The sequence below is a fragment of the Caldanaerobius fijiensis DSM 17918 genome (assembly GCF_900129075.1).
Taxonomy (GTDB): Bacteria; Bacillota; Thermoanaerobacteria; order Thermoanaerobacterales; family Caldanaerobiaceae; genus Caldanaerobius; species Caldanaerobius fijiensis.
In genome coordinates this window covers 249,999-273,921 of record NZ_FQVH01000001.1, presented here as the reverse complement: position 1 = coordinate 273,921, position 23,923 = coordinate 249,999, and the positions used below count along the sequence as shown (strand labels likewise).

18 protein-coding genes and 1 other annotated feature are annotated in these 23,923 nt (G+C 40.0%); all 18 genes read left to right on the top strand.

Annotated elements, in window-relative coordinates; genetic code table 11:
• Positions 1-327: 327 nt before the first annotated feature.
• Positions 328-3,093 carry an alpha-mannosidase gene (locus BUB87_RS01315; protein WP_073341270.1) on the top strand — a complete coding sequence of 922 codons (2,766 nt, stop codon included), beginning with the start codon at positions 328-330 and terminating at the stop codon, positions 3,091-3,093.
• Positions 3,094-3,264: 171 nt separating this feature from the next.
• Positions 3,265-4,281: a zinc-dependent alcohol dehydrogenase family protein gene (locus BUB87_RS01310; RefSeq protein ID WP_073341269.1), complete on the top strand. Its 1,017-nt coding sequence runs from the start codon at positions 3,265-3,267 to the stop codon at positions 4,279-4,281.
• Between the two features lie 15 nt (positions 4,282-4,296).
• On the top strand, positions 4,297-6,768 hold the full coding sequence (locus tag BUB87_RS01305; protein WP_073341268.1) for a beta-mannosidase: 2,472 nt from the start codon (positions 4,297-4,299) through the stop codon (positions 6,766-6,768).
• A gap of 12 nt (positions 6,769-6,780) precedes the next feature.
• Positions 6,781-7,449 (top strand): helix-hairpin-helix domain-containing protein, encoded by a 669-nt coding sequence (locus BUB87_RS01300; RefSeq protein WP_234945918.1) that lies wholly within the window; start codon positions 6,781-6,783, stop codon positions 7,447-7,449.
• Positions 7,450-7,506: 57 nt separating this feature from the next.
• Positions 7,507-7,829, top strand: a binding site (T-box leader).
• A 55-nt stretch (positions 7,830-7,884) separates the two neighbouring features.
• The gene (gene trpE / locus BUB87_RS01295; protein ID WP_073341266.1) at positions 7,885-9,318 is read left to right on the top strand and encodes an anthranilate synthase component I; all 1,434 of its coding nucleotides are present in this window, start codon (positions 7,885-7,887) and stop codon (positions 9,316-9,318) included.
• Positions 9,319-9,897, top strand: a complete 579-nt coding sequence (locus BUB87_RS01290) for an anthranilate synthase component II (RefSeq protein WP_073341265.1) — start codon at positions 9,319-9,321, stop codon at positions 9,895-9,897. It begins immediately after the preceding gene.
• Complete coding sequence (gene trpD, locus BUB87_RS01285) at positions 9,887-10,903, top strand: anthranilate phosphoribosyltransferase (RefSeq protein WP_073341264.1); 1,017 nt, start codon at positions 9,887-9,889, stop codon at positions 10,901-10,903. Before BUB87_RS01290 ends, trpD begins: the two co-directional genes overlap by 11 nt.
• On the top strand, positions 10,900-11,715 hold the full coding sequence (trpC, locus tag BUB87_RS01280) for an indole-3-glycerol phosphate synthase TrpC (RefSeq protein WP_073341263.1): 816 nt from the start codon (positions 10,900-10,902) through the stop codon (positions 11,713-11,715). Before trpD ends, trpC begins: the two co-directional genes overlap by 4 nt.
• Before the next feature lie 12 nt (positions 11,716-11,727).
• The gene (locus BUB87_RS01275) at positions 11,728-12,366 is read left to right on the top strand and encodes a phosphoribosylanthranilate isomerase (protein WP_234945917.1); all 639 of its coding nucleotides are present in this window, start codon (positions 11,728-11,730) and stop codon (positions 12,364-12,366) included.
• 5 nt (positions 12,367-12,371) lie between these two features.
• The gene (gene trpB / locus BUB87_RS01270) at positions 12,372-13,547 is read left to right on the top strand and encodes a tryptophan synthase subunit beta (RefSeq protein ID WP_073341296.1); all 1,176 of its coding nucleotides are present in this window, start codon (positions 12,372-12,374) and stop codon (positions 13,545-13,547) included.
• Positions 13,544-14,335, top strand: coding sequence for a tryptophan synthase subunit alpha (gene trpA, locus BUB87_RS01265; protein ID WP_073341262.1), 792 nt, complete (start codon positions 13,544-13,546; stop codon positions 14,333-14,335). Before trpB ends, trpA begins: the two co-directional genes overlap by 4 nt.
• Before the next feature lie 118 nt (positions 14,336-14,453).
• On the top strand, positions 14,454-14,849 hold the full coding sequence (locus BUB87_RS01260; protein WP_073341261.1) for a VOC family protein: 396 nt from the start codon (positions 14,454-14,456) through the stop codon (positions 14,847-14,849).
• A gap of 151 nt (positions 14,850-15,000) precedes the next feature.
• Positions 15,001-15,165 (top strand): hypothetical protein, encoded by a 165-nt coding sequence (locus tag BUB87_RS14305; RefSeq protein WP_159432342.1) that lies wholly within the window; start codon positions 15,001-15,003, stop codon positions 15,163-15,165.
• A 131-nt stretch (positions 15,166-15,296) separates the two neighbouring features.
• Entirely contained in the window at positions 15,297-17,060 is a 1,764-nt protein-coding gene (locus tag BUB87_RS01255; RefSeq protein ID WP_073341260.1) for a Na+/H+ antiporter NhaC family protein, read from the top strand.
• Positions 17,061-17,132: 72 nt separating this feature from the next.
• Complete coding sequence (locus BUB87_RS01250; RefSeq protein WP_073341259.1) at positions 17,133-20,147, top strand: alpha-mannosidase; 3,015 nt, start codon at positions 17,133-17,135, stop codon at positions 20,145-20,147.
• Between the two features lie 165 nt (positions 20,148-20,312).
• Positions 20,313-21,614 carry a phenylacetate--CoA ligase family protein gene (locus BUB87_RS01245; RefSeq protein ID WP_073341258.1) on the top strand — a complete coding sequence of 434 codons (1,302 nt, stop codon included), beginning with the start codon at positions 20,313-20,315 and terminating at the stop codon, positions 21,612-21,614.
• Positions 21,611-23,350, top strand: coding sequence for an indolepyruvate ferredoxin oxidoreductase subunit alpha (gene iorA, locus BUB87_RS01240; RefSeq protein WP_073341257.1), 1,740 nt, complete (start codon positions 21,611-21,613; stop codon positions 23,348-23,350). The genes BUB87_RS01245 and iorA overlap by 4 nt, the downstream gene beginning before the upstream one ends.
• Positions 23,347-23,922, top strand: coding sequence for an indolepyruvate oxidoreductase subunit beta (locus tag BUB87_RS01235; protein WP_073341256.1), 576 nt, complete (start codon positions 23,347-23,349; stop codon positions 23,920-23,922). The genes iorA and BUB87_RS01235 overlap by 4 nt, the downstream gene beginning before the upstream one ends.
• Position 23,923: the final 1 nt, after the last annotated feature.

Below are 23,923 nucleotides of genomic sequence, written 5' to 3'. Positions count from 1 at the left end.
ACAGAGACAACCTGAAGAAGAAAGAGGGAATACGTGTACTACAATACAAAATGCAGCAATCGAGCATACATCGCAGAGAGGATTATATGTTTGGTCGATGAGTAGTCAAGCCTAAAATGAACTCACTGCGTTCGGGCTTGACAACCCATCTTCCCAACCATGGGTAGTAGCTATGCGATGTATGCATAAGTATCAAGTGGCACTTGATAGATTTAATCATGGTGAAATTTAAAGAAACAATATTTAAATATCAAAGATCTTTATTAATCTTGTTAAAGGTCGACCTTTTTGGTTGATTACAAATCATATTATACGAGGGGGATTACCATGGATATATCATTAGAGAGTGTAAGCAAGTATCTGTCAACTTTGGAGGGAACAGTTGGCGATATAGAAAAGGATTTGAAGCGCTTTTTCTATGAGATAAAATTTGTGCAAAAACTAATAGAAGCATATCCCGAAAAAGAAGGACAATGGGCGGCTCAAGTACAGGATGCTGTAGAAGGCTTGAAAGAGGATATTGAAAAGGGATTGAGGATAAAAGATGCGGTGGCAAAGGCTGAAGATTCCTTAAAAGCTATTGCGGCAGTGGCAAAAGAATTTACTATACACTATATAGGCCATGCCCATATTGACATGAACTGGCTGTGGCCATGGCAGGAAACTGTAGACACTTGCTATAAAACCTTCAATACAGCAGATAAGCTTATGAGTGAATACCCAGATTTTAAATTTTCACAAAGCCAGACTTCAGTGTATAAAGCCATGGAAGACTATAGCCCTGAGACCTATGAGATGATCCACAGGAGGGTCAAAAGTGGACAATGGGAAATAACAGCCAATACGTGGGTAGAGGGCGACAAGAATATGGCGTCAGGAGAGGCATTAGTCCGCCAGATTCTTTATACAAAGAGGTATTTTAAAGAGAAGTTTGGTTTGCCCTATGATGCCATAAAAATAGATTGGGAACCGGATACTTTTGGCCATGCATGGACATATCCTCAGATACTGGCAAAAGCGGGCATAAAAAGATATTATTTCTGCAGAGCAGGCAAGGGCCATAGACTGTTTTTATGGCAAGCACCAGATGGTTCAAAAGTTTTGGCGTGGAATGACGAAAAGCTGTGGTATCTGGGAGCTGTGAGACCTGAGGACGTCGTGGAGGCAGTGGATCACTACAAAGCTACCGGTATGAAAGACTACATGATAGTTTACGGCGTAGGTGACCACGGAGGTGGGCCGACCAGAAGACATATCAACATGATAAAAGAGATGGAAAAATGGCCTGTATTTCCGAAAGTAAAATTCAGCACCACAGACGAATATTTCACCATAGCAGAGCGGTATATAGACAAACTCCCCGTAGTAGACGGTGAACTAAATTTCACATTCAGAGGTTGTTACACATCACAAAGTAACATAAAGAAAGCGAACAGATTTTCAGAAAACATGTTAGGCCAGGCAGAAGCTTACGCCTTAGTAGCCAACAAGCTGGTTTCAAAAGCCTATCCAGAAAAACAATTACATAAAGGCTGGATAAACACCATGTTTAATCAATTCCATGACATACTCCCAGGATCAGGTATTCACGCGACCTACGAATATTCCCAGGGATTGTATCAGGATACTAAGGCCCATGTGGACATGATAAAAGAGGCTTCATTTAAAGCTATTGTAAGCAAACTCAACACAAAAGGCAAAGGAGACTTATCCATTACAGTATTCAACCCACTGGCATGGACAAGGACAGATACAGTTACAGTAAACGTCTACGAAAAGTTTGATAGAGACGCCAGATTCATATTGGTTGATAATACAGGGAAGGAAATACCCGTGCAATATACCTTTAAGAGCTGGTTTGGATTTGATTTTCATGTTGTAACATTTACAGCAAAAGACGTTCCAGGCTGTGGGTACAAAACATATTACCTCAAAAAAACCTATTTGATGCCTGAAGAAAGCGGAGCAACAGTATCCTTTGACGGAGCTAACGAAAAGGTAATAGAAAACGAATATCTAAAATTGCGCGTGGAAGCCGGCTCTGGCACCATTGTAAGCCTTATTGACAAAAAGACCAATGTAGAATATGTGCCGCATGGCAAAAAATTGGGTTTGTTACAGGTATTGCATGAAGCTCCTAACGATATGTCCGCATGGGTTATAGGTCAGATTTTAGAAACAACCGATCTGGATAAAGGAGCACATATTGAAATCGTAGAAAGAGGCCCAGTAAAGGCAACAGTAAGGGTGAGCAGAAAGTACAACAAATCAGAAATTACAATGGATATAACCTTATGCAAAGATATGCCGAGGGTAGATTTCAAATTAGATATAAATTGGCTTGAGATAGGAGATAAGGTAAATGGTGGGCCGCTATTAAAAGTGGCATTTCCTCTCAATGCCTGCGATATATCTCCGACGTACGAGATACCATTTGGCAGCATAAAAAGAAATGAAAAGGTCGATGTGGCGTCATTGAGTGCTTCACCCAACAACATGTCATCCTTAAATGTAAAAGGAGAAGATGTACCAGCTCAAAAATGGGTAGACATAACAGGGAAAGACGACAAAGGCAACAGGATAGGGCTATGCGTAGTAAATAACAGCAAATATGGCTTTGACTACATAGAAGATACCATAAGGATGTCATTGATAAGGAGTACTTTTAATCCTGATCCACTACCAGAATTAGGTAAACACGAGATAGAGTTTGCTGTATATCCTCACAGCGGTCAGTGGAGAAATGCTGATTCCGCCAGATGTGGATATGAGTTCAACAATAGGCTGGAAGCTCATTATGATGACCCACATGATGGAACATTAAGTGATGCGATGGCTGTAATAGAGGTCATGCCAGAAAATATCATACCTGCGGCTGTGAAAAAAGCCGAAGATGATGATTCGATAGTGATCAGGATGTACGAAGTCGATGGTATAGAGACGGCAGCAGATATAAAGGTATTGCTTCCTGCCGTAGAGGCAGTAGAAACGGATTTATTAGAGCAACCTATAGGGAATGCAGTTAAGATTCAGGGTGGAATTTTTAGCACTGTGTTTAAGCCTTACGAGATAAAGACGTTTAAGATTAGATAATAATATGCAATGGATAAAAGTGAGCCGATCTATATATCAAAAGGATCGGCTTGCTTTTATATACTACACCATGTAAAGGTTGTTTGATGCTGTGTATAATGATATAATTAATGTAGAGGTATTGTTTTTCTGTTTATTTTTACATAGAAGATAAGGAAAGGAGGCGTGTTGATGAAGGCAGCGATATTTAATAAGCCTGGCGATATAAAGGTTTCGGATATACCTGTACCTGATATAAGTGAAGAGGAAGTTCTGATAAAGGTAAAAGCTTGCGGTATATGCGGCACTGATTTACATATTTATAGAGGTGGTGTTGGATCGGCACCTATAAAGCCCCCTATTGTTTTAGGACATGAGTTTTCGGGAGAAGTAGTCAAGGTAGGGGATAAAGTAGACAATGTAAAAGTGGGCGATAAAGTAGCTGTGGACCCCAACATATATTGCGGCAAGTGTGAATTCTGTCGTACAGGCAAAAAAGAACTCTGTGAAAATTTGAGAGCTATAGGGATAAATTATAATGGAGGGTTTGAAGAATATTGTGCAGTTCCTGCACAACAGGTATATAAGTTACCCGATTCGCTGGACTTTATAAGTGGCGCCATGATGGAACCGTTGGCTTGCTGCATACATGGAGTGGATTTAAGTAAAATCAAATCCGGCGATACTGTTCTCGTGTTGGGAGGGGGAGCTATTGGTCTTATCATCATGCAGCTGGCGCGATTGTCGGGTGCTTCAAAGGTCATAGTAAGTGAGCCTATAGAAAGCAGAAGGGCACTGGCATTGAAATTGGGAGCGGATCTTGTTGCAAACCCTGTCGAAAACGATTTAAAAGAAGTGTTAGAGATGAATGACATTCATGGAGCGGATGTAGTATTTGAATGCGTCGGTTCGAGAGTTACGGCAAGTCAGGCCTTTGATGTAGTAAAAAGAGGAGGCCATATCGTGCTTTTTGGTGTTGCTGGTGTAGATGATGAGATTGTTTTAAGACCTTTTGACGTGTACCAGAAGCAGTTAACAATAAGTGGTTCATTTATCAATCCAGATACTAACTATAGAGCTGTGAAACTCTTGGAATCAGGTAGGGTGAACGTAAAGGATTTAATCACCCATAAATATCGTATTGACGATATAAATGATGCATTTACTGAGAATATTAGTGAAAGAATAAAGACTATGATTGTATTTTAAGGGAAGGAGATAATTATGGAGAAACGTATTTCTTTAAATGGAACCTGGCAGTTCAAGGAAGCAAATGATACTCAGTGGTATGAGGGCAAAGTTCCTGGATGTGTTCAATTGGATCTCATGGCATTAAAGAAGCTGGAAGATCCTTTTTATCGAATGAATGAGATTGAATGCCATAAATTAGAAGAAAAAGAATGGATATACAAAAAAGAGTTTGATTTTGATGTAGATATGACTGAAGAAATAGATATGGTAAAATTAGTTTTTGAAGGTATTGATACCCTTGCGGATATATACTTAAATGGAGAATTTATCGGTAGAGCTGAAAATATGTTTATACCCCATATCTTTGATGTTACAGATATAATAAATTATGGTAAAAATACCCTAGAGGTCCATTTTGATTCGCCTATAAAAACTATAAAGGCGATAGAAAATGCCAGCCCTGTTAACTTGGCCTGGTCCGGTGAGAGTGCAAGGCCTTATGTGAGAAAGGCTCAGTACTCTTATGGATGGGATTGGGGTCCGAGGATAGCTCAGGTTGGCCTATGGAGAGGTGTATATCTGTCAATTATAAAAGATGCTGAGATCTTAAATCCGTTTTTCTACACCGAGAAAATTGAGGGCGATACTGCGTATGTAAATGTCAGTGCAGAAGTAGATTCATATATGGATCAGGATTTAGAAGCGGAGATTTTAGTTTCATATAATGGTTGCGTATGTGCTAAAAAAAGGGTGTCAGTCCAGAACGATAAAATAAAGGCTGTGCTTGAAATAAAGGAACCAAAATTGTGGTATCCCAACGGCATAGGAGAGCAGCCCCTTTATGATATTACGATAACACTCTTAATGGATGATGAAATAATAGATGAAAAAACCTTCAGGTCGGGAATAAGGACTGTAAAGTTGCTGAGAAATAGAGATAGTGAAGGCGAGAGCTTTATATTTGAAATTAACGGGATTAAGGTATTTGCCAAGGGGGCTGATTGGATACCAGCAGATAACCTATTGCCAAGGCTTACCCGGCAGGATTATTACGAATACATAAAGCTTGCTAAGGATGCAAATATGAATATGCTGAGAATCTGGGGCGGTGGCATATACGAAGATCCGGCATTTTATGATGCCTGTGATGAAATGGGCATAATGGTATGGCAGGACTTCATGTATGCCTGTGCGCAATACCCGGATCAATTTGAATGGTTTCAGGAGCTGGCTATTGAAGAGTCAGAAGCAGTTTTACTGGCATTGAGAAACCATCCATCTATTGTACTTTGGTGCGGAAATAATGAAAATAATTGGGGATTCTATTCGTGGTGGCATAATGGCGATCCGAAATATCTGGGCAACTTTATTTATAAGGAGATATTGCCAAAACTTTGTGCGCAATACGATCCATCAAGGCCTTATTGGGTATCGAGTCCATATGGTGGACAGGATCCTAATAGTGAAGCAGAAGGAGATAGGCATCAATGGAATGTCTGGAGCGGCTGGATGGATTACAGCGCCTATTTAGGAGACAGAGGAAGATTTTTGAGTGAATTTGGATTCCAAGCCATGCCTGATTGGAAGACCGTGTTATCTTATACGGCTCCTGAAGATAGGACTATTTTAAGCCCTGTAATGCTTGCACACAATAAGATGGCAGAAGGTATGGAGCGTTTGATCAGATTTATGGTGGGGCGTTTAGGTTTTCCAAAAGACCTTAAGAGTTTTGTCTACCTTAGCCAGTTTAATCAGGCCGAAGCTATAAAGACAGGGGTAGAGCACTGGAGGTCTCGCAAGTTCATGACGGCAGGAACGTTATATTGGCAGCTCAATGATTGCTGGCCTGTGGCAAGCTGGTCTTGCCTGGACTATTACAAGAGGAAAAAGGCTCTGTATCATTATTCCAAGAAATTTTATGCTGATGTGCTTCCGTACATTGTACAGGAAGGTGATGGCGTATCAATATATGGAATAAGTGATTTGCTTTACAATGCCGATGCTGAAGTAAGAATTGTGGTTTATAGTCTGGGCGGAAAGAAAATTTCAGAAAAACAGCTAAAGACGTCTTTGATTGCTAATGATGTGATGAAGATAGCCCATTACAGTACCCAAGACCTTAATATTGGCTATGCGCCAAAAGCTATGCCTGTAGATATACCAGGATGCACGCTGCCGATAGAGAAAAACGGAGAATTATTAAATAGCGTGATATACGTGCAGATTACGGTAAATGGCGTTACTTACGAGAACTATAAGGTATTTGACAGGTTTAGAAATTTGGAATTGGTACAGCCTAACATTAGCTGCAACGTTGATGGCAATACCATAACCCTCACTGCGGATGTACCAGCGTTTGGGGTGTTTGTAGAAACAGAAGAGGATGTGGATCTGTCTGACAATTGCTTAAATATGATACCAGGGGAAAAATACACAATAAAATGTTCAGGAACACCTGGTAAGATTGAGATATTTGACATAACGCGCATGATAGCGAAAATATGATGAGGGATTTTTGTGAACAAAAAGATACTTTATGCAATTATTATACTGCTTTCTTTTTCACTGTTAGGGAGCATTATAATCAACTATAATTTGCATAAACAGACAGATAAAATGATTATAGATGCAACTAACACAACAAATTCTGATACAAAAGCCAAGCCATCGCCATCAGCAGTCAAAGAGAATGGGGTCTCGAATGAAAGTAAAATCGATGAGGCCAAGTCGAATGATACACAACAAAATGAGATATACGTAGATGTAGGTGGTGCTGTAAAGAATCCGGGAGTATATAGATTTAAACAAGGCGAAAGAGTGATAGATGCTATAAACAAGGCTGGGGGACTAGAAGAGGATGCTGATACCTCTACGATAAATATGGCAAAAAAGCTAACTGACGAAGAGAAGGTGTATATTCCTAAAAAAGGAGAAACGCCTCCACAGGTTGTTTCCGGCACGAGCTCTGGAAATAGTGGCGTGCTGCCTACGAATGCCAAGATCAATATAAACACAGCATCTCTTCAGGAGCTGGATAGCTTACCAGGTATCGGGCCAGTGACTGCTCAGAGGATAATTGATTATAGAAATCAGAACGGTCCATTTAAATCTATTGAAGAGATCAAAAATGTAAGCCGTATAGGTGATAAGATTTTTGAACAGATTAAAGATAAGATAACGATATAAAAACTCTTGACATGTATTATTGTTTAGTGTATTCTAATATCAGAAAGTTGTATTCTGAAAAATCCGATGAACGGGAAGAGTAGATGATATACTCGGATTATAGAGAGCCGGGGATGGTGGAATTCCGGTATCCAGAGTGTCATTGAATGGGCCCGGGAGGAGTTGCGCGAAGCCTTAAAGTGTTTTAAGGTGTGTAGCGTTAATCGGGAGTCTACCGTTAAAAAGACAGGGTATCGGAGGAATCCTTCTGTACCCGGATGAGATGGCTATACATAGGTGGCTAGCGGATGCGAAAGCATTTCGCCCTAATGGGTGAAATGCTTTTTTAGTTACCTTGGTAGCCGAATTTGGGTGGCACCGCGAGGTACCTCGTCCCATGGGGATGAGGTACCTTTTTGATTTATTGGAGGATAAATTATAGAGAGGAGTGGTATTTTGATATTTCCATCAAAATCGGAGTTTGAGATCATGAGAACAAAAACAGGCATCATACCAGTTATGCTTACGATAAATGCCGATGAGCTTACACCGATTGGTCTTTTTTATAATTTAAAAGGAAAACGAAAATTTTTATTAGAGAGCGCAGAGAGCGGGAAAAAGTGGGGAAGATATTCGTTTTTGGGTTGTGACCCATATATGGTTATCTGCAGTTATAAAAGCGATATTCGCATAGAACGAGATGATAAAGTAGAGATGGTAAAAGGAAGGGTACTGGACGAGATTAAAAAGCGTATGGGGGATTATCCTGTTCTGACCAATGTGGAATTGCCACCGTTTATTGGAGGAGGAGTTGGTTATGTAGGGTATGATGTCATAAGGCAGTATGAAAAACTTCCTGACAAAAATCCCGATATGATAGGAACACCTGAAGCTTGCTTGATGTTTTACAAAGAAGTAATCGCATATGATCATTTTCATCACAACGTTTCGATTATACACAATGTAATGCCTTATGACAGTGAGGAGTATGAAGATGTTGTAAAAAGATTAAATGGTATAAAAGAGACTATCATGAGGCGGGATGAGATACACCCTATAAATAACCAAAGCCATCTGAAAAGCGTTAAAGCCAATTATGACAGAGATAGTTATAGTGCAATGGTAAGAAAGGCTAAAGAATATATTGTAGCAGGTGATATATTCCAGGTGGTTTTGTCCCAGAGGATAACCGCTGAAACGGACATTGATCCTTTTGACGCATACAGAAAACTTAGATCGCTAAACCCATCGCCCTATCTTTTTTACATGGACTTTGGTGATTTTCAGATCGTAGGATCATCGCCGGAAAGCCTCGTAAGTGTTAAAGATCGTATTGTCATGACAAATCCCATAGCGGGTACGAGGCCAAGAGGTGCATCTGAAGAGGAGGATCAAAGGTTGAAGGAAGAGCTACTGGCAGATGAGAAGGAACGGGCAGAACACGTGATGCTGGTAGATCTGGGGCGCAACGATATAGGCAAAGTCAGTCAATTTGGTACTGTAAAGGTTGAGAGATTTATGGATGTGGATATGTACTCTCATGTTATGCACATTGTATCGACGGTATCCGGCAAGCTCAAAGACGATAAGACATGTTATGATGCGCTTATTGCGTGCCTTCCGGCTGGTACTGTTTCAGGGGCGCCGAAGGTGAGGGCTATGGAGATTATTGATGAACTGGAGAATGTGAGAAGGGGGATATACGCTGGTGCTTCGGGATATTTTGCCTATACAGGTAATATGGATATGTGCATTGCTATAAGGACCATAATCTTTAAAGACGGAAAGGCATATATACAATCGGGTGCGGGCATAGTCTATGATTCGGTACCAGAGACAGAATATCAGGAGACATTAAATAAGGCCATGGCATTGAAGGAGGTTTTATAAATGATCCTCTTGATAGATAATTATGATTCATTCACTTATAATTTGTACCAGTATATTGGAGAGTTTTACCCTCGTATAGAGGTGGTTCGAAATGATGAAATAACGGTTGAAGAGGCTATAAATTCTGGGGCTGAGAGAATTATACTCTCGCCGGGACCGGGTAGGCCGGAAGAAGCGGGTATTTGCGTGAATCTCATAAGAGAGCTAAAGGGTAGAATACCATTATTGGGTATCTGCCTAGGTCATCAAGCTATTGGATATGCTTATGGAGGAAGGATCGTTAGAGCCGATAAGATACTCCACGGTAAGACTTCGATGGTAATCCACAATGGACATGGCGTATTTTACGGAATAAAAAATCCTATATGCGCTACAAGGTATCATTCTTTGGTGATAGATAAAGAGAGTTTGCCGCAGGAATTGGAGATTACAGCCTACACATCAGATGGAACGATAATGGGTATAAGGCACAAAAGCTTGCCTGTTTATGGGCTGCAATTTCATCCTGAATCTATTCTTACAGAAAATGGGAAACAAATATTAAAGAATTTTTTGGGGGGAATTTTAAATGTTGCATGAATTATTAAAGAAGGTTGTCATGAAGGAGGATTTAACTCAAGAAGAAGCATATATGGCAATGGATGCCATAATGAATGGCGAAGCAACGCCATCGCAAATAGGGGGATTTTTGATAGCGTTAAGAATGAAAGGGGAAGTTATACCTGAGATAACAGGTTGCGCCATGTGTATGAGGTCTAAAGCAAAAAGAGTTGAACTTCAGGAATACGCTATAGATACTTGTGGCACAGGAGGCGATGGCGGCAAGACTTTTAACATTTCCACTGCTGTGGCCATAATAGCTGCGGCTGGAGGTGTTAAGGTGGCGAAACATGGCAATAAAGCGGTGTCCAGTAAAAGTGGTAGTGCTGATGTTCTTGAGGCATTAGGCGTTAAGATAGATATGTCACCTGAGCAAGCTAAAAAATGTATTGAAAATATTGGGATTGGGTTTCTATACGCTCCATATTATCATCTTTCTATGAAAAATGTGGCGGGTCCCAGAAAGGAATTGGGAACCAGGACGATTTTTAATGTGCTCGGGCCATTGACAAATCCGGCATACGTAAAAGGACAGGTGTTGGGGGTTTATGATGGCGGATTAACTCATGTTATTGCCGAAGTGCTTAAAAATTTGGGCACGGAAAAGGCTATGGTAGTTCATGGTATGGATGGCTTGGATGAGATAACAATAACTTCCAATACCCTTGTAAGCGAAATAAAAGATGGAGAGATTATCGATTATGAAATAGACCCACGGGATTTTGGTATCCCATATGCCAGGATGGAGGATATTTCAGGTGCAGATGCCAGGTATAATGCCGAGCTTATCGTGCGAATCTTTAAGGGAGAAAAAGGCCCTGCCAGGGATATTGTGATATTAAATTCGGCTGCAGCCCTTTATGTGGGAAACGCCGTTGAAGACATGAGAGAAGGTATCATAAAGGCTAAAGATATCATCGATTCAGGAGCTGCCTACGAAAAGCTCAATGATTTTGTGAAAGTTAGCAGGGAGATTGCCGTATGATTCTGGATGAAATAGTAGCATACAAGAAATTGCAGTTGGAAGAAGAGAAACGACACGTTTCTATTGATACGTTGATGAAAGCAGTCAATATTCTTTTAGAGGATAAAGGCAATAAAAGCAGAGGTTTTAAATGCGCTTTATTAATAGGTAGAGAGGATATCAGTATGGTAAGAAACGGCAGTATAAAGATAATAGCGGAGATTAAAAAGGCATCTCCTTCAAAAGGGGCTATAAAGGAAGATATAATACCTGCTGATATTGCACGGATGTATGAAGCCGGAGGGGCCGATGCCATATCGGTGTTGACGGAAAAAAAATATTTTCTTGGAGATGATAGCTTTATAGGTGAAGTAAAAAACGCTGTTGCTCTACCTGTATTGAGAAAGGATTTTATCATAGATGAGTACCAGATATATCAGTCGAAAGTGATAGGTGCCGATGCCGTTTTGCTTATAACGGCAATACTGGGGAAAAATCTAAAAAGGTACTATGGACTTGCCAAATCATTGGATCTGGATTGCCTTGTGGAAGTCCACGATGAGGGAGAACTGGACATTGCCCTGGAAACTGGTGCTGATGTTATAGGTATAAACAACAGGAATCTCAAGGATTTTACCGTAAATTTGAAGAACACTGAAAAACTTATTAAAATGATACCACAAAATGTAGTAAAAGTATCAGAGAGTGGTATAAGAAATCCTGATGATATAAAATACCTGAGATCTATTGGCGTTGATGCGGTCTTGATCGGTGAGGCACTGATGAGGTCAAAGAATATTATAAAATCTCTTGAGGAATTAAAAATGGCATGATGAAGCGGTGATATGATGGTAAAGATAAAGATTTGCGGATTAAAGAGGTTGGAGGATATTGATTATGCCAATGCTTTGAAGATTGACTATGCAGGCTTTGTATTTGCCGAGAGCAAAAGAAAGGTAGATTTACCTCTAGCTAAAAAATTGGTATACAGATTGGATAATCGTATAAAGAAGGTAGGAGTTTTTGTCAATGAAAAAAGAGAAGTTATAGAAAAAGTTGTAGGCGAGTTAGGTCTTGACGTGATACAATTTCACGGCGATGAAAGCCCTGAGGATGTTGTAGGATACAATGTTGAGGTATGGAAGGCTTTACGGGTAAAAGATGCCCAATGCCTTGAAGAGATCAAAAATTATCCAGTTGACTGTATATTGCTGGATTCACCTCATGTGGTACAGTGTAACGCCCCTTATCCTGATTATACTCAGTACGGTGGGACAGGTCGCTCATTTGATTGGACTATTTTAAAATCCGTTTATATAAGACTTCCTATAATACTGGCGGGAGGGCTTAATCCTGATAATGTAGTTATGGCCATAGAACAGGTGAGGCCTTATGCTGTTGATGTTAGCAGCGGGGTTGAGACCGATGGCAATAAGGATTTTGATAAGATGAAAAAATTTGTGGAAAGGGTGAGAAATTTATGAACCATATACCGGGAAGGTTTGGCATATTTGGAGGGCAGTATGTTCCCGAAACAGTTATGAATGCTTTAATTGAACTTGAAAGAGAATATAATGCGGCTAAAAACGATGAAAAATTTATGGAGGAATACAGGTATTATTTAAGGGAGTATTCGGGCAGACCAACACCACTTTATTATGCTGAAAATTTAACTGCAAGCTTAGGTGGTGCAAAGATATATCTAAAGAGGGAAGATTTAAACCATACAGGAGCCCATAAGATTAACAATGTATTGGGTCAGATATTGCTAGCAAAGCGCATGGGTAAAAAAAGGGTTATAGCCGAAACAGGTGCGGGACAGCATGGAGTGGCTACCGCTACAGGTGCAGCCATGTTTGGCATGAAATGTGAGATTTTTATGGGCGAGGAAGATATAAGAAGGCAGGCTCTCAATGTATTCAGGATGAAACTTCTGGGAGCCAAGGTGACCAGCGTTCGGTCGGGTACGGGGACATTAAAGGACGCCGTAAATGAGGCTATAAGGAACTGGGTGACCCATGTAGAAGATACCTTTTATGTAATGGGATCGGTAGTGGGGCCGCATCCCTATCCTACAATTGTGAGGGATTTCCAGAGGATTATTGGAGATGAGACCAGAGCACAGATATTAGAAAAAGAAGGAAGGCTTCCTGACTACGTCATAGCCTGTGTTGGCGGTGGCAGCAATGCTATGGGTATATTTCATCCGTTTTTTGAGGATAAAGAAGTGAAACTAATTGGTGTGGAAGCTGCTGGACAGGGTATTGATACCGATAAACACGCCGCTACTATGGCGAGAGGCAGTGTGGGTGTTATCCACGGCATGAAAACAATGCTTTTACAGGATAAGGAAGGCCAGATAATGCCGGTGTACTCTATATCTGCGGGGCTTGATTACCCCGGAGTTGGGCCGGAACACGCCTATTACAAAGAAATAGGGCGGGCAGAGTATGTTTCAGCTACAGATAGGGAGGCGCTGGATGCCTTTGTGAAGTTGAGCCGGACTGAAGGCATAATACCGGCATTGGAAAGTTCTCACGCGGTAGCCTATGCGTTGAAATTGGCGCCAAAGCTCTCTAAAGATAAGATCATCATAGTAAATTTATCAGGTAGAGGCGATAAAGATGTAGAAACTGTAGCAAAAGTGCTGGGGGTGGAATTATGAACAGGATTGATGAAAAATTTCGCGTGCTTAGGGAAAAAGGTCGAAAAGCTTTGATAACGTATATTACTGCAGGTGATCCAAATATAGAGATGACCTATAGATTGGTTCTTGAGATGGAGAAAGCTGGTGCGGATTTAATAGAGCTTGGTATACCCTATTCAGATCCATTGGCTGACGGTCCAGTGATTCAAAGAGCATCGATGAGGGCTCTGGCTAACGGTATAAAAATACCAGATATCATGAATCTGGTAAAATCTTTGAGACAGGTCAGCGATGTACCTTTAATATACCTGGTATATTACAATTCGGTTTTTAAATATGGCATAGAAAAATTTGTAAGCGAAGCTCGTGATGTCGGTATAGATGGGTTGATCATTCCAGATCTTCCACTGGAAGAAAGAGGAGAAGTGTACGACATAGTGAAACAGCATGACATACACCTGATACCCCTGGTTGCTCCTACTTCCCATGAGAGGATAAAGAAAATTACAGAAAATGCTGGCGGATTTGTATACTGCGTTTCAGTCACTGGTGTAACAGGACAGAGGCAGGAGCTGGATACGGACGTGAAACGATACATGGAAGAAGTAGCTTCTTACACAAGTTTACCGCGGGCTATAGGGTTTGGTATATCTGGTCCTGATATGATTATGAAATTAAAAGATTATTGTGAAGGGATTATCGTGGGTAGTGCTGTGGTCAGCCAAATAGAAAGAGGAGAAGGCGATCGAGAAAGAATTGCAAAAAATGTACGGGATTTAGTTTATGATATGAAAAGTGTTTTATAGTCTAGGAAATAATAAATCCGGTTGGCTTTTAAACTTTTATGGTAATATGTAATTAACTATTAATAATTAGGAGAAAATCAAATTAACATGATAATTTAAAGGAAGGAGAAAATTTAAAGTGAAAAATATTATTCCAGAAATTCATGTGGAAAATTGCAAAGAAGCTATTGAATATTACAAAGATATTTTTGGCGGAGAAGCTAGGAATGTTCAGCTTGCCGATGGTATGGAAATGTTTAAAGGCTATGAAGGGAAAATTATACATGCAGAGATTCATATAAACAAAAGTTGTATTATATATCTTGTAGATAAATTTGATGACGAAACTGAGGCTAGCAATATTAATTTAGTGCTTGAGATGGATAGCGAGGATGAAATTAGAAGATTGTATAATAGCCTGTCTCAAGATGGAACTGTTAAGTTTGAGCTTCAAAAAACATTTTGGGGGGCCTATCATGCAATTGTAACTGATAAATTTGGTATTACATGGGCCTTAAACTATAATTTAAGATAAAGGTAAATTTCCCTTGCTGAGAATGAATAGAGACAAAATTGCGATGCATTATAGTTTGTGATATGTGCGATAGTATTTGTATAAAAGTTAAAAGTTAATACGTCTTATGAATAACTCTGTAGAGTGTAGAGCAGGGTGAAATTCCCGACTTATGGTTATTTGTGATATTAAAAAGGCTACTGGAGTATTTCCAGTAGCCACATCTATATCAGCTACTTTCTTAAATCCGAGAGCATCTATGATGCACTTCAGACACCATTTGACCGAATTTTGCGTCAATGACTTTGTTATTTACAGAGACGACCTTATCACATAACCGCAGTTTCTTATTTTTTACCTTGCGCTTATAAGCAATGGCTGGTATAATATGAAGGGTGCCAAACGTTAAGAAGGCACAAATCTGTAAAAAGTACACATTATTCAATTTTGTATATTGGAGGAATTTCAATGAAAAGACGTATGAGGTTATTTTTAGCAATTTTATTAGTGATGCTGTTTTCTGCAAACGTTGCTTTTGCCGAAGGAACGGATAACGTTGCCCAAAATGTACAAAGGTTTGGCTTCTGGACCTTGCTTCCACCGCTTGTTGCCATATTATTAGCATTCATATCTAAAAATGTGGTACTTTCGCTGTTTTTAGGTGTATTTACGGGGACGTTTCTTTTGAGCTTAAATGGTTCAGGTATTTTTAATGCTCTATTAAATGGTTTTTTGCTGATTATAAATAAGGTATTAAGCTCAATGGCTGACCCGTGGAATGCTGGTGTGATCCTTCAGTGTTTAACAATTGGCGGTGTTATAGCATTAATATCTAAAATGGGGGGAGCAAAAGCTATCGCGGAAAGCCTTGCTAAAAGAGCAAAGTCACCTACCAGTGTTCAACTAATCACATGGTTATTAGGAATAATCGTATTTTTTGACGATTATGCTAATTCTTTGATAGTAGGACCTATTATGAGGCCGATAGCAGATAAGATGAAGGTTTCTAGAGAAAAACTTTCATTCATAGTAGATGCTACAGCGGCTCCTGTTACAGGTATCGCACTTATATCTACATGGGTGGGTTATGAAATCAGTTTGATAAAAGACGGATATTCAGCTATTGGTCAAAATGTTAATGCATATGGTATATTTGTTGCGTCTGTTCCTTACAGATTTTACAATATATTAATATTAGCGTTCATAGCCTTTGTTGCCATATCTTTAAGGGATTTTGGACCGATGCTGAAGGCGGAGAGGAGAGCCAGGACTACAGGAAAGGTATTATCTGACAACGCCAAACCTATGGCTGCAATAAATACAAAAGAATTTGAGCCTGTGAAAGGAATAAAAATGAGTATATGGAATGCAATTGTACCAATTGGTGTTTTGATGGTGGCGGCGCTTTTAGGATTTTATTATAACGGTTATAATGCAATAATGAGCGGCAAAGACAAGGAGTTAATCAATCTGCTTAAGACCTCTCCTATGTCGTTTGATGCTATAAGAGAGGCATTTGGTGCTTCAGATGCCAGCGTTGTATTATTTCAGGCGGCACTATTAGCCAGTTTGGTAGCTATTGCGATGGGGGTTGGCAAGAAAATATTTACTCTAGGTGAAGCTATAGATACATGGATAAATGGTATGAAGTCTCTTGTTATTACTGGCGTTATACTGCTCCTGGCGTGGTCATTAAGTAGTACTATTAAAGAATTGGGGACAGCCCAATATCTGGTGTCCGTGTTGTCTGATGAAATACCTCGTTTTCTGTTACCATCTATAATATTTGTAATGGGCTCTATTATATCCTTCGCTACAGGAACATCTTTTGGTACAATGGGCATATTAATGCCGTTGACGATTCCATTGGCCTATGCAATATATCCAAATCCTCAATACATGGTAATATGCGTCAGCAGCGTTTTAACAGGAGCTATTTTTGGAGATCATTGCTCACCCATATCAGATACTACTATACTTTCATCAATGGGAACTTCCTGTGATCATATGGACCATGTAAATACTCAGATATGGTATTCAATTGTGGTTGGTATAATAACTGTGTTATTTGGCTATATACCGGTAGGACTGGGTGTTCCGGTTTATATAGAGCTTCCAGTGGCCATTATTATTACAGCTCTTACTGTATATTTATTGGGTAAACCCGTTGATAATATAAAAGCTGCTGAAATTAATAATGTAAAATCCACCAAAGTAGTAACAGATCAATGATCTGTTACTACTTTTAAGTGCAAAGAGAGAATGATATAATAATATCATGATTTTATAAGAGGGGGGATATATATGCCTTATTATAGTAAAGTAACGAAGTTTTGCTTGGAACAGGTTAGAAATAGGATTTTTAATGCTATTTATGAAAAAGTAGCAGAACTCAATATCAAGGCATGGGTTACACCTGAGCCTGTACCTTATGAAGAGAGGCAGAAAGGTGAAGAAAAAACGTTAAAAATCGGAGATAAATGGGGTAACTTATGGGATTGCGCATGGTTTCATTTTACAGGGGTCGTTCCTGAATCCCTGAAGGGCAAAAAGGTTGTTTTGTTGATTGATATCAACGGTGAGGCCTGCATTGTAGATGAAAATGGATGCCCACTGCAAGGATTGACAAATGTAAATTCAGATTTTGATTATTCGCTAGGTAGACCCGGCAAAAGGGTTGTGCCTGTTGCAGAACGGGCTAAAGGCGGTGAAATTATTGACATATGGGCGGATGCAGGGTGTAATGACCTTTTTGGTAAGTATAAAGGAAATGGCACGATAAAAGAAGCTCATATAGCTATATGCAACGAGGAGATGCGCAAATTATATTATGATTTTGAGGTTTTATATGAGCTTATGCAGCAATTACCTGAAGATAAAGCGAGACATCAGCGGATATTAAATGCATTAAATGAGGCTTCTATGGAGCTTAAAAATTATACAGAAGAAGAAGCAGCCAGAGCTCGCAGTATACTGGCTGTTGAACTCAACAAAAAAGGCGGAGATCCGTCATTAACGATTAGCGCTATAGGGCATGCTCATATTGATCTGGCATGGTTGTGGCCAATAAGGGAGACCATACGCAAAGGTGCTCGTACTTTTTCTACTGCATTGATGATGATGGATAAATATCCTGATTATGTTTTTGGTGCTAGCCAACCCCAGCTATATGTATGGATAAAAGAAAGATATCCACAACTTTATGAAAAGATAAAAAAGCGTGTAGCTGAAGGTCGCTGGGAGCCTCAGGGCGCCATGTGGGTAGAGGCGGATACGAATATATCAGGTGAAGAAGCACTGGTTAGGCAGATTTTGTACGGCAAGAGATTCTTTAGGAGCGAGTTTAATAAAGATATAAAGATATTGTGGCTTCCTGACGTGTTTGGCTACACGGGATCTCTCCCGCAAATTCTCAAAAAATCTGGTGTGGATTATTTTTCGACAATTAAGTTATCGTGGAGCATTTTTAATCAACATCCGCATCATACTTTTTACTGGCAGGGTATAGATGGAAGTAAAGTTCTCGTGCACATGCCACCTGAAGGCACTTATAACAGTTCTGCCGCACCTAGAGCTATTGCTAAAGCTGAAAAAGAATATCTAGATAAATCAGTTTCTGACAATTGCCTTCTGGTATTCGGTATAGGTGATGGTGGCGGTGGGCCAGGAGAAGAACATCTGGAATATCTTTTAAGAGAGAAAAACCTTGATGGCATTGCTCCTGTGAAACAGGAACCCACTATAGATTTCTTTAAGAAATTAGAGAAAAACGCTTCTAGGTACAAGACGTGGACAGGTGAACTATACCTTGAAAGGCATCAGGGTACATATACGACTCAGGCCAGAAACAAGCGATATAATAGGAAGATGGAAATTGCTTTAAGGGATCTGGAGTTTATAGCAGGTTTGGCTCATGTGTTGCTAGGCTATAGATATCCACAAGAAGAAATTGAACGTATATGGAAAGAAGTGCTCCTGTATCAGTTCCACGATATACTTCCAGGTTCTTCTATAACAAGGGTGTACAATGAGTCGCTGGAAAGATATGAAATTTTGCTCAACAAGGTAAAAGAACTGACTGAGGAAGCGTGTAAGGCCATAGCCGGCGCTGTAGATATTAAAGCTTCATCCGATCCTTTTATTGTATTTAACACCCTGTCGTGGGAGAGAAGTGATTGGATAAAATTGGATGGCAAATGGATAAAAGTAATTCTTCCGCCTATGGGCTATATGGTTGTAGATGCTTGTGCGGAAACAAGGATAGAGCAAATTTTGAGTGCTTCTGACAAAGCATTAGAAAACGATCTGTTAAGAGTAGAATTTTCTGAAGATGGTACTATTATATCAATATACGATAAGGAAAACCAGAAAGAGGTTATTCCTGAAGGATGCAGAGCCAATAGACTGGCTGTATATGAGGATATCGGAGATGCTTGGGATTTTCCGATAAACTATGATGAGAAGGCACCTGATTTCTTTAAACTGGTCTCTGCAAAAGGTTATATAGATGGACCTGAAGCTATTTTAGAACATGAATACGTTTATGGTGAATCTCGATTGTCTCAGAAAGTTATATTGACAGCTGGTAGCAGGCGCATTGATTTTGTAACAAAAGTTGACTGGCGCGAATCTGGCAAGATGTTGAGGACCTCATTCCCTGTAAACGTGTTTGCAGATGAGACGACGTGCAATATTCAGTTTGGTAGCATTAAAAGGCCCACACACAGAAATACCAGTTGGGACATGGCTAAGTATGAGATATGTGCCCATAAGTGGGTGGATATGTCCCAGCGCGATTACGGTGTGGCGCTGTTAAATGACTGTAAATATGGTCATAAGGTATATGAAAACATACTTGATCTAAATTTGCTAAGAAGCAGTTCGTACCCGGATCCTATAGCTGATAGGGCAGAACACCATTTCACCTATTCATTGTATCCTCATGCTGGCGATCATGTAGCCGGCGAGGTCATGAAGATGGGTTACGAATTAAACACTCCACTAAAAGCCATAAGGGTTGATACCAAAGGTAGGCAAGGGGTTCTGTCAGATGTTAAATCCTTTATAAAAGTGGATAAAGACAGCGTAATCATTGAGGCTGTTAAAAAGGCTGAAGATGACGAGGATTTGATAGTAAGACTTTACGAATCTACAGGTTCTGGAGTAAAAGCAAGGATATATTTTGATTTTGCTGTAAAGGAAGTCAAACTTGTCAACCTGCTGGAGGAACATCTTGCAGATGTAGATGTTAAAAATAATAGTGTTGAGCTTGAATTTAAGCCCTTTGAGATTCACACGCTAAAAGTAAAAGCCCTGTAAAATGTCATAAGTGCCCTTTTACAGGGCTTTTATGACGTTTTTATTCTTTTATTTCTTCTTAATTATTATTACAAAATTATAATATGCATTAAAATTCATGTTTAAAGGGTTTTTCGCATATTATGTCGAATATATAAACTCATACACTTTTAAGGGGGCATTGCTTTGATATGGTCTGATAATGAAAAACTGTCAAGAAGTGAAATCGAATATCTACAATCTGAAAGGTTAAGACACCTTGTTAATTATGTTTTTGAGAGGGTTCCTTTTTACAGGAGAAAATTTGAAGAAGCGGGGATAAAGCCTTCTGACATAAAAAGCACAAAGGATATAGTAAAACTTCCGTTTACAACTAAGGACGATTTAAGAAATAATTATCCTTATGGGCTTTTCGCTGTTCCGATGAAAGAGGTGGTGAGAATTCACGCTTCGTCAGGTACTACAGGAAGGCCTACGGTGGTAGGGTATACAAGAAATGATCTCAATACATGGGCTGAACTAGTAGCGCGTATTGCGACAGAAGCCGGGGTTTCGGATGAAGATGTGGCACAGATAGCATTTGCTTATGGCCTCTTTACAGGAGCATTTGGTTTGCATTATGGTCTGGAGCGAGTAGGGGCAACTGTGGTACCGATATCCAGTGGAAATACGGAAAGGCAGATAAACCTTATGAGGGATTTTGGCTCAACGGTTTTGGTCAGTACACCATCATATGCTTTGTATATGGCAGAAGTGGCTGAAGGAATGGGCGTAAACCCACAGGAATTGTCTTTACGACTTGGGCTTTTTGGAGCGGAAGGTTCGACGGAAGAGATGAGAGCAGAACTGGAAAAACGGTGGGGCATACTGGCTACAGAAAATTATGGTTTAAGTGAGGTTATGGGACCTGGTGTTTCTGGAGAGTGTATATATAAAGATGGTATGCATATAGCTGAAGACCATTTTATAGTTGAAGTTATTGATCCAGAAAGCGGTGAGCCGTTGCCATACGGTCAGGAAGGTGAACTGGTAATAACACCTCTTACAAAAGAGGCATTACCTATACTCCGCTATAGGACAAGAGATATCACCAGTATAAATCCAGAACCCTGTAGATGTGGCAGAACTTTGGCCCGCATGTCCAAAGTCAAGGGCAGAACTGATGATATGCTTATTATACGAGGCGTCAATGTATTTCCATCTCAGATAGAAGAAGTGTTATTGAATATACCGGAGATAGGGCCTCATTATCAGATAATTGTCAGGAAAAACGGGTACATGGATGAGCTTGAGATAGATGTAGAGGTACTTGATTCGTCTTTGCTTGAAAGATATGCAGAACTGGAGCGTTTGAGAGAAAAAATAAGGCATAAGTTGAAGGTGGCATTGTTGATAGATGCCAGAGTAAACCTGGTAGAACCCAGGAGCCTCAAAAGATTTGAAGGAAAAGCAAAACGAGTAATTGATTTGAGGGGTGATAGCCGTTGAAAGAATTGTTGTTAGGTAATGAAGCTGTTGCCAGGGGGGCATATGAGGCGGGCGTAAAGGTTGCTACAGCCTATCCTGGCACTCCTAGCACAGAGGTTACAGAAAATATTGCAAAATATAAGGAGATATATTCTGAGTGGTCTCCTAATGAAAAAGTTGCTATGGAAGTAGCTATAGGAGCATCTATTGCTGGTGCAAGGGCTATTGTATCTATGAAACATGTAGGTTTAAATGTGGCAGCTGATCCGCTTTTTACCGTTTCATATACAGGAGTAAATGGAGGACTCGTGGTGTTAGTGGCTGATGATCCCGGATTACATAGCTCTCAGAACGAACAGGATAGCCGTAATTACGCCAGAGCGTCATTTATTCCCATGTTGGAACCTTCGGATAGTCAGGAGGCAAAAGATTTTACAAAATTGGCTTTTGAACTCAGCGAAAAATATGATACTCCTGTTTTTGTCAGGATGACTACCAGGACGGCTCACTCCAGAGGATTGGTGGAGCTAGGAGAACGACAGGAGAATATAAAACCTTATAAAAAGGATATAAATAAGTATGTTATGATGCCAGGGATGGCAAAAGTGCGTCATCCAATTGTGTTAGAACGTGTAAAAAAGTTGAAAGAATTTGCAGAGAATGCAGATATAAATAAATTAGAGTGGAATGATACTTCAATAGGTATCATAACCAGTGGCATTTCATACCAATATGTAAAAGAGGCGGTACCTGAGGCGTCAATTTTAAAACTTGGCATGGTATATCCGCTGCCTGAAAAACTGATACGGGAATTTGCCAGCAGGGTTAAAAAGTTGTATGTCGTCGAGGAATTGGATCCGTTTTTGGAAACAGAGATAAAAGCAATGGGTATAGATGTTATCGGCAAAGAGGTATTTCCACAACTGTATGAGTTAAGTGCAGAGATCATAGAAAAAGCCATAAAAGGCTCGTATAGCTTCCGATATAATAAGTTAGATGAAAAAATTCCTGTAAGACCTCCGACGTTATGTCCTGGATGTCCCCATCGCGGTGTATACTATGTTTTAAACAAGTTAAACTTATTGGTAACAGGTGATATAGGGTGTTACACCCTTGGAGCGCTGCCGCCGCTTAGCGCGATGGATACGTGTGTATGCATGGGGGCCAGCGTTGGCATGGCTCATGGTATGGAAAAGGCTATAGGTAAGGATTTTTCTAAAAAAGTTGTGGCGGTAATAGGGGATTCTACATTCATACACTCGGGGATAACAGGTCTTATCGACATCGTATATAATAAGGGGACCTCGACGGTGATAATTCTGGATAATTCTACTACAGGTATGACAGGCCATCAGGATCATCCAGCGACAGGCTTTACGATTAAAAAAGAACCTACGTATGCGTTAGATCTGGAGACACTTGTAAGAGCAATAGGTATAAAGGATGTGGAGGTAGTAGATCCGTATAAGGTTGATGACGTAGAAAGAGCCGTGAAAAAAGCTATTGAGTCTGATCGTCCTTCTGTCATTATATGCCGGAGACCGTGTATATTGTTAGATAAAAATAGGACCTATAAGCCGTTTTACATCGATAATGATACATGTATAGAATGTGGCATGTGTATGGAGATTGGCTGCCCAGCTATAAAAAATGACCAGGGATTCTATAATATTGATGTGGCACTGTGTAATGGATGTGGATTTTGTTCTAATATCTGTCCGACGCAGTCTATAAAGGAAGCTGGTGATACTATATGAGCAAAACAAAGAGTATATTAATCGTAGGCGTCGGTGGTCAGGGTACTCTGCTAGCCAGCCGGATAATAGGAAAAGTAGCGCAGTTAAAAGGATATGATGTAAAGGTATCTGAGGTTCATGGAATGTCGCAGAGAGGCGGCAGTGTGGTTACTTATGTCAGGTATGGGGATAAGGTATTTTCACCATTGATAGAAAAAGGTCAAGCAGATATAATACTAGGATTTGAGCAATTGGAAGCTTTGAGGTGGATAGAATACTTAAAGCCGGATGGGACTGTGATTGTAAATACGCAGAAGATACTTCCGATGCCTGTGGCCCTTGGATTGGCTCATTATCCTGAAGATATCTTTGCATTATTTAAGAAATACAATGTCAATTATATATCCATAGACGCGTTAAAGTTGGCAGAACAGTGTGGAAGCGTAAAAGTTGTCAATACCATTCTAATTGGAGTACTGGCAAAGATATCGCAGATACCAAAAGAGATATGGCTTGAGGCTTTACAAGATTGTGTGCCGCCAAAGACAGTGGATTTGAACATTAAAGCTTTTAATATGGGATATGAGGGGTAGG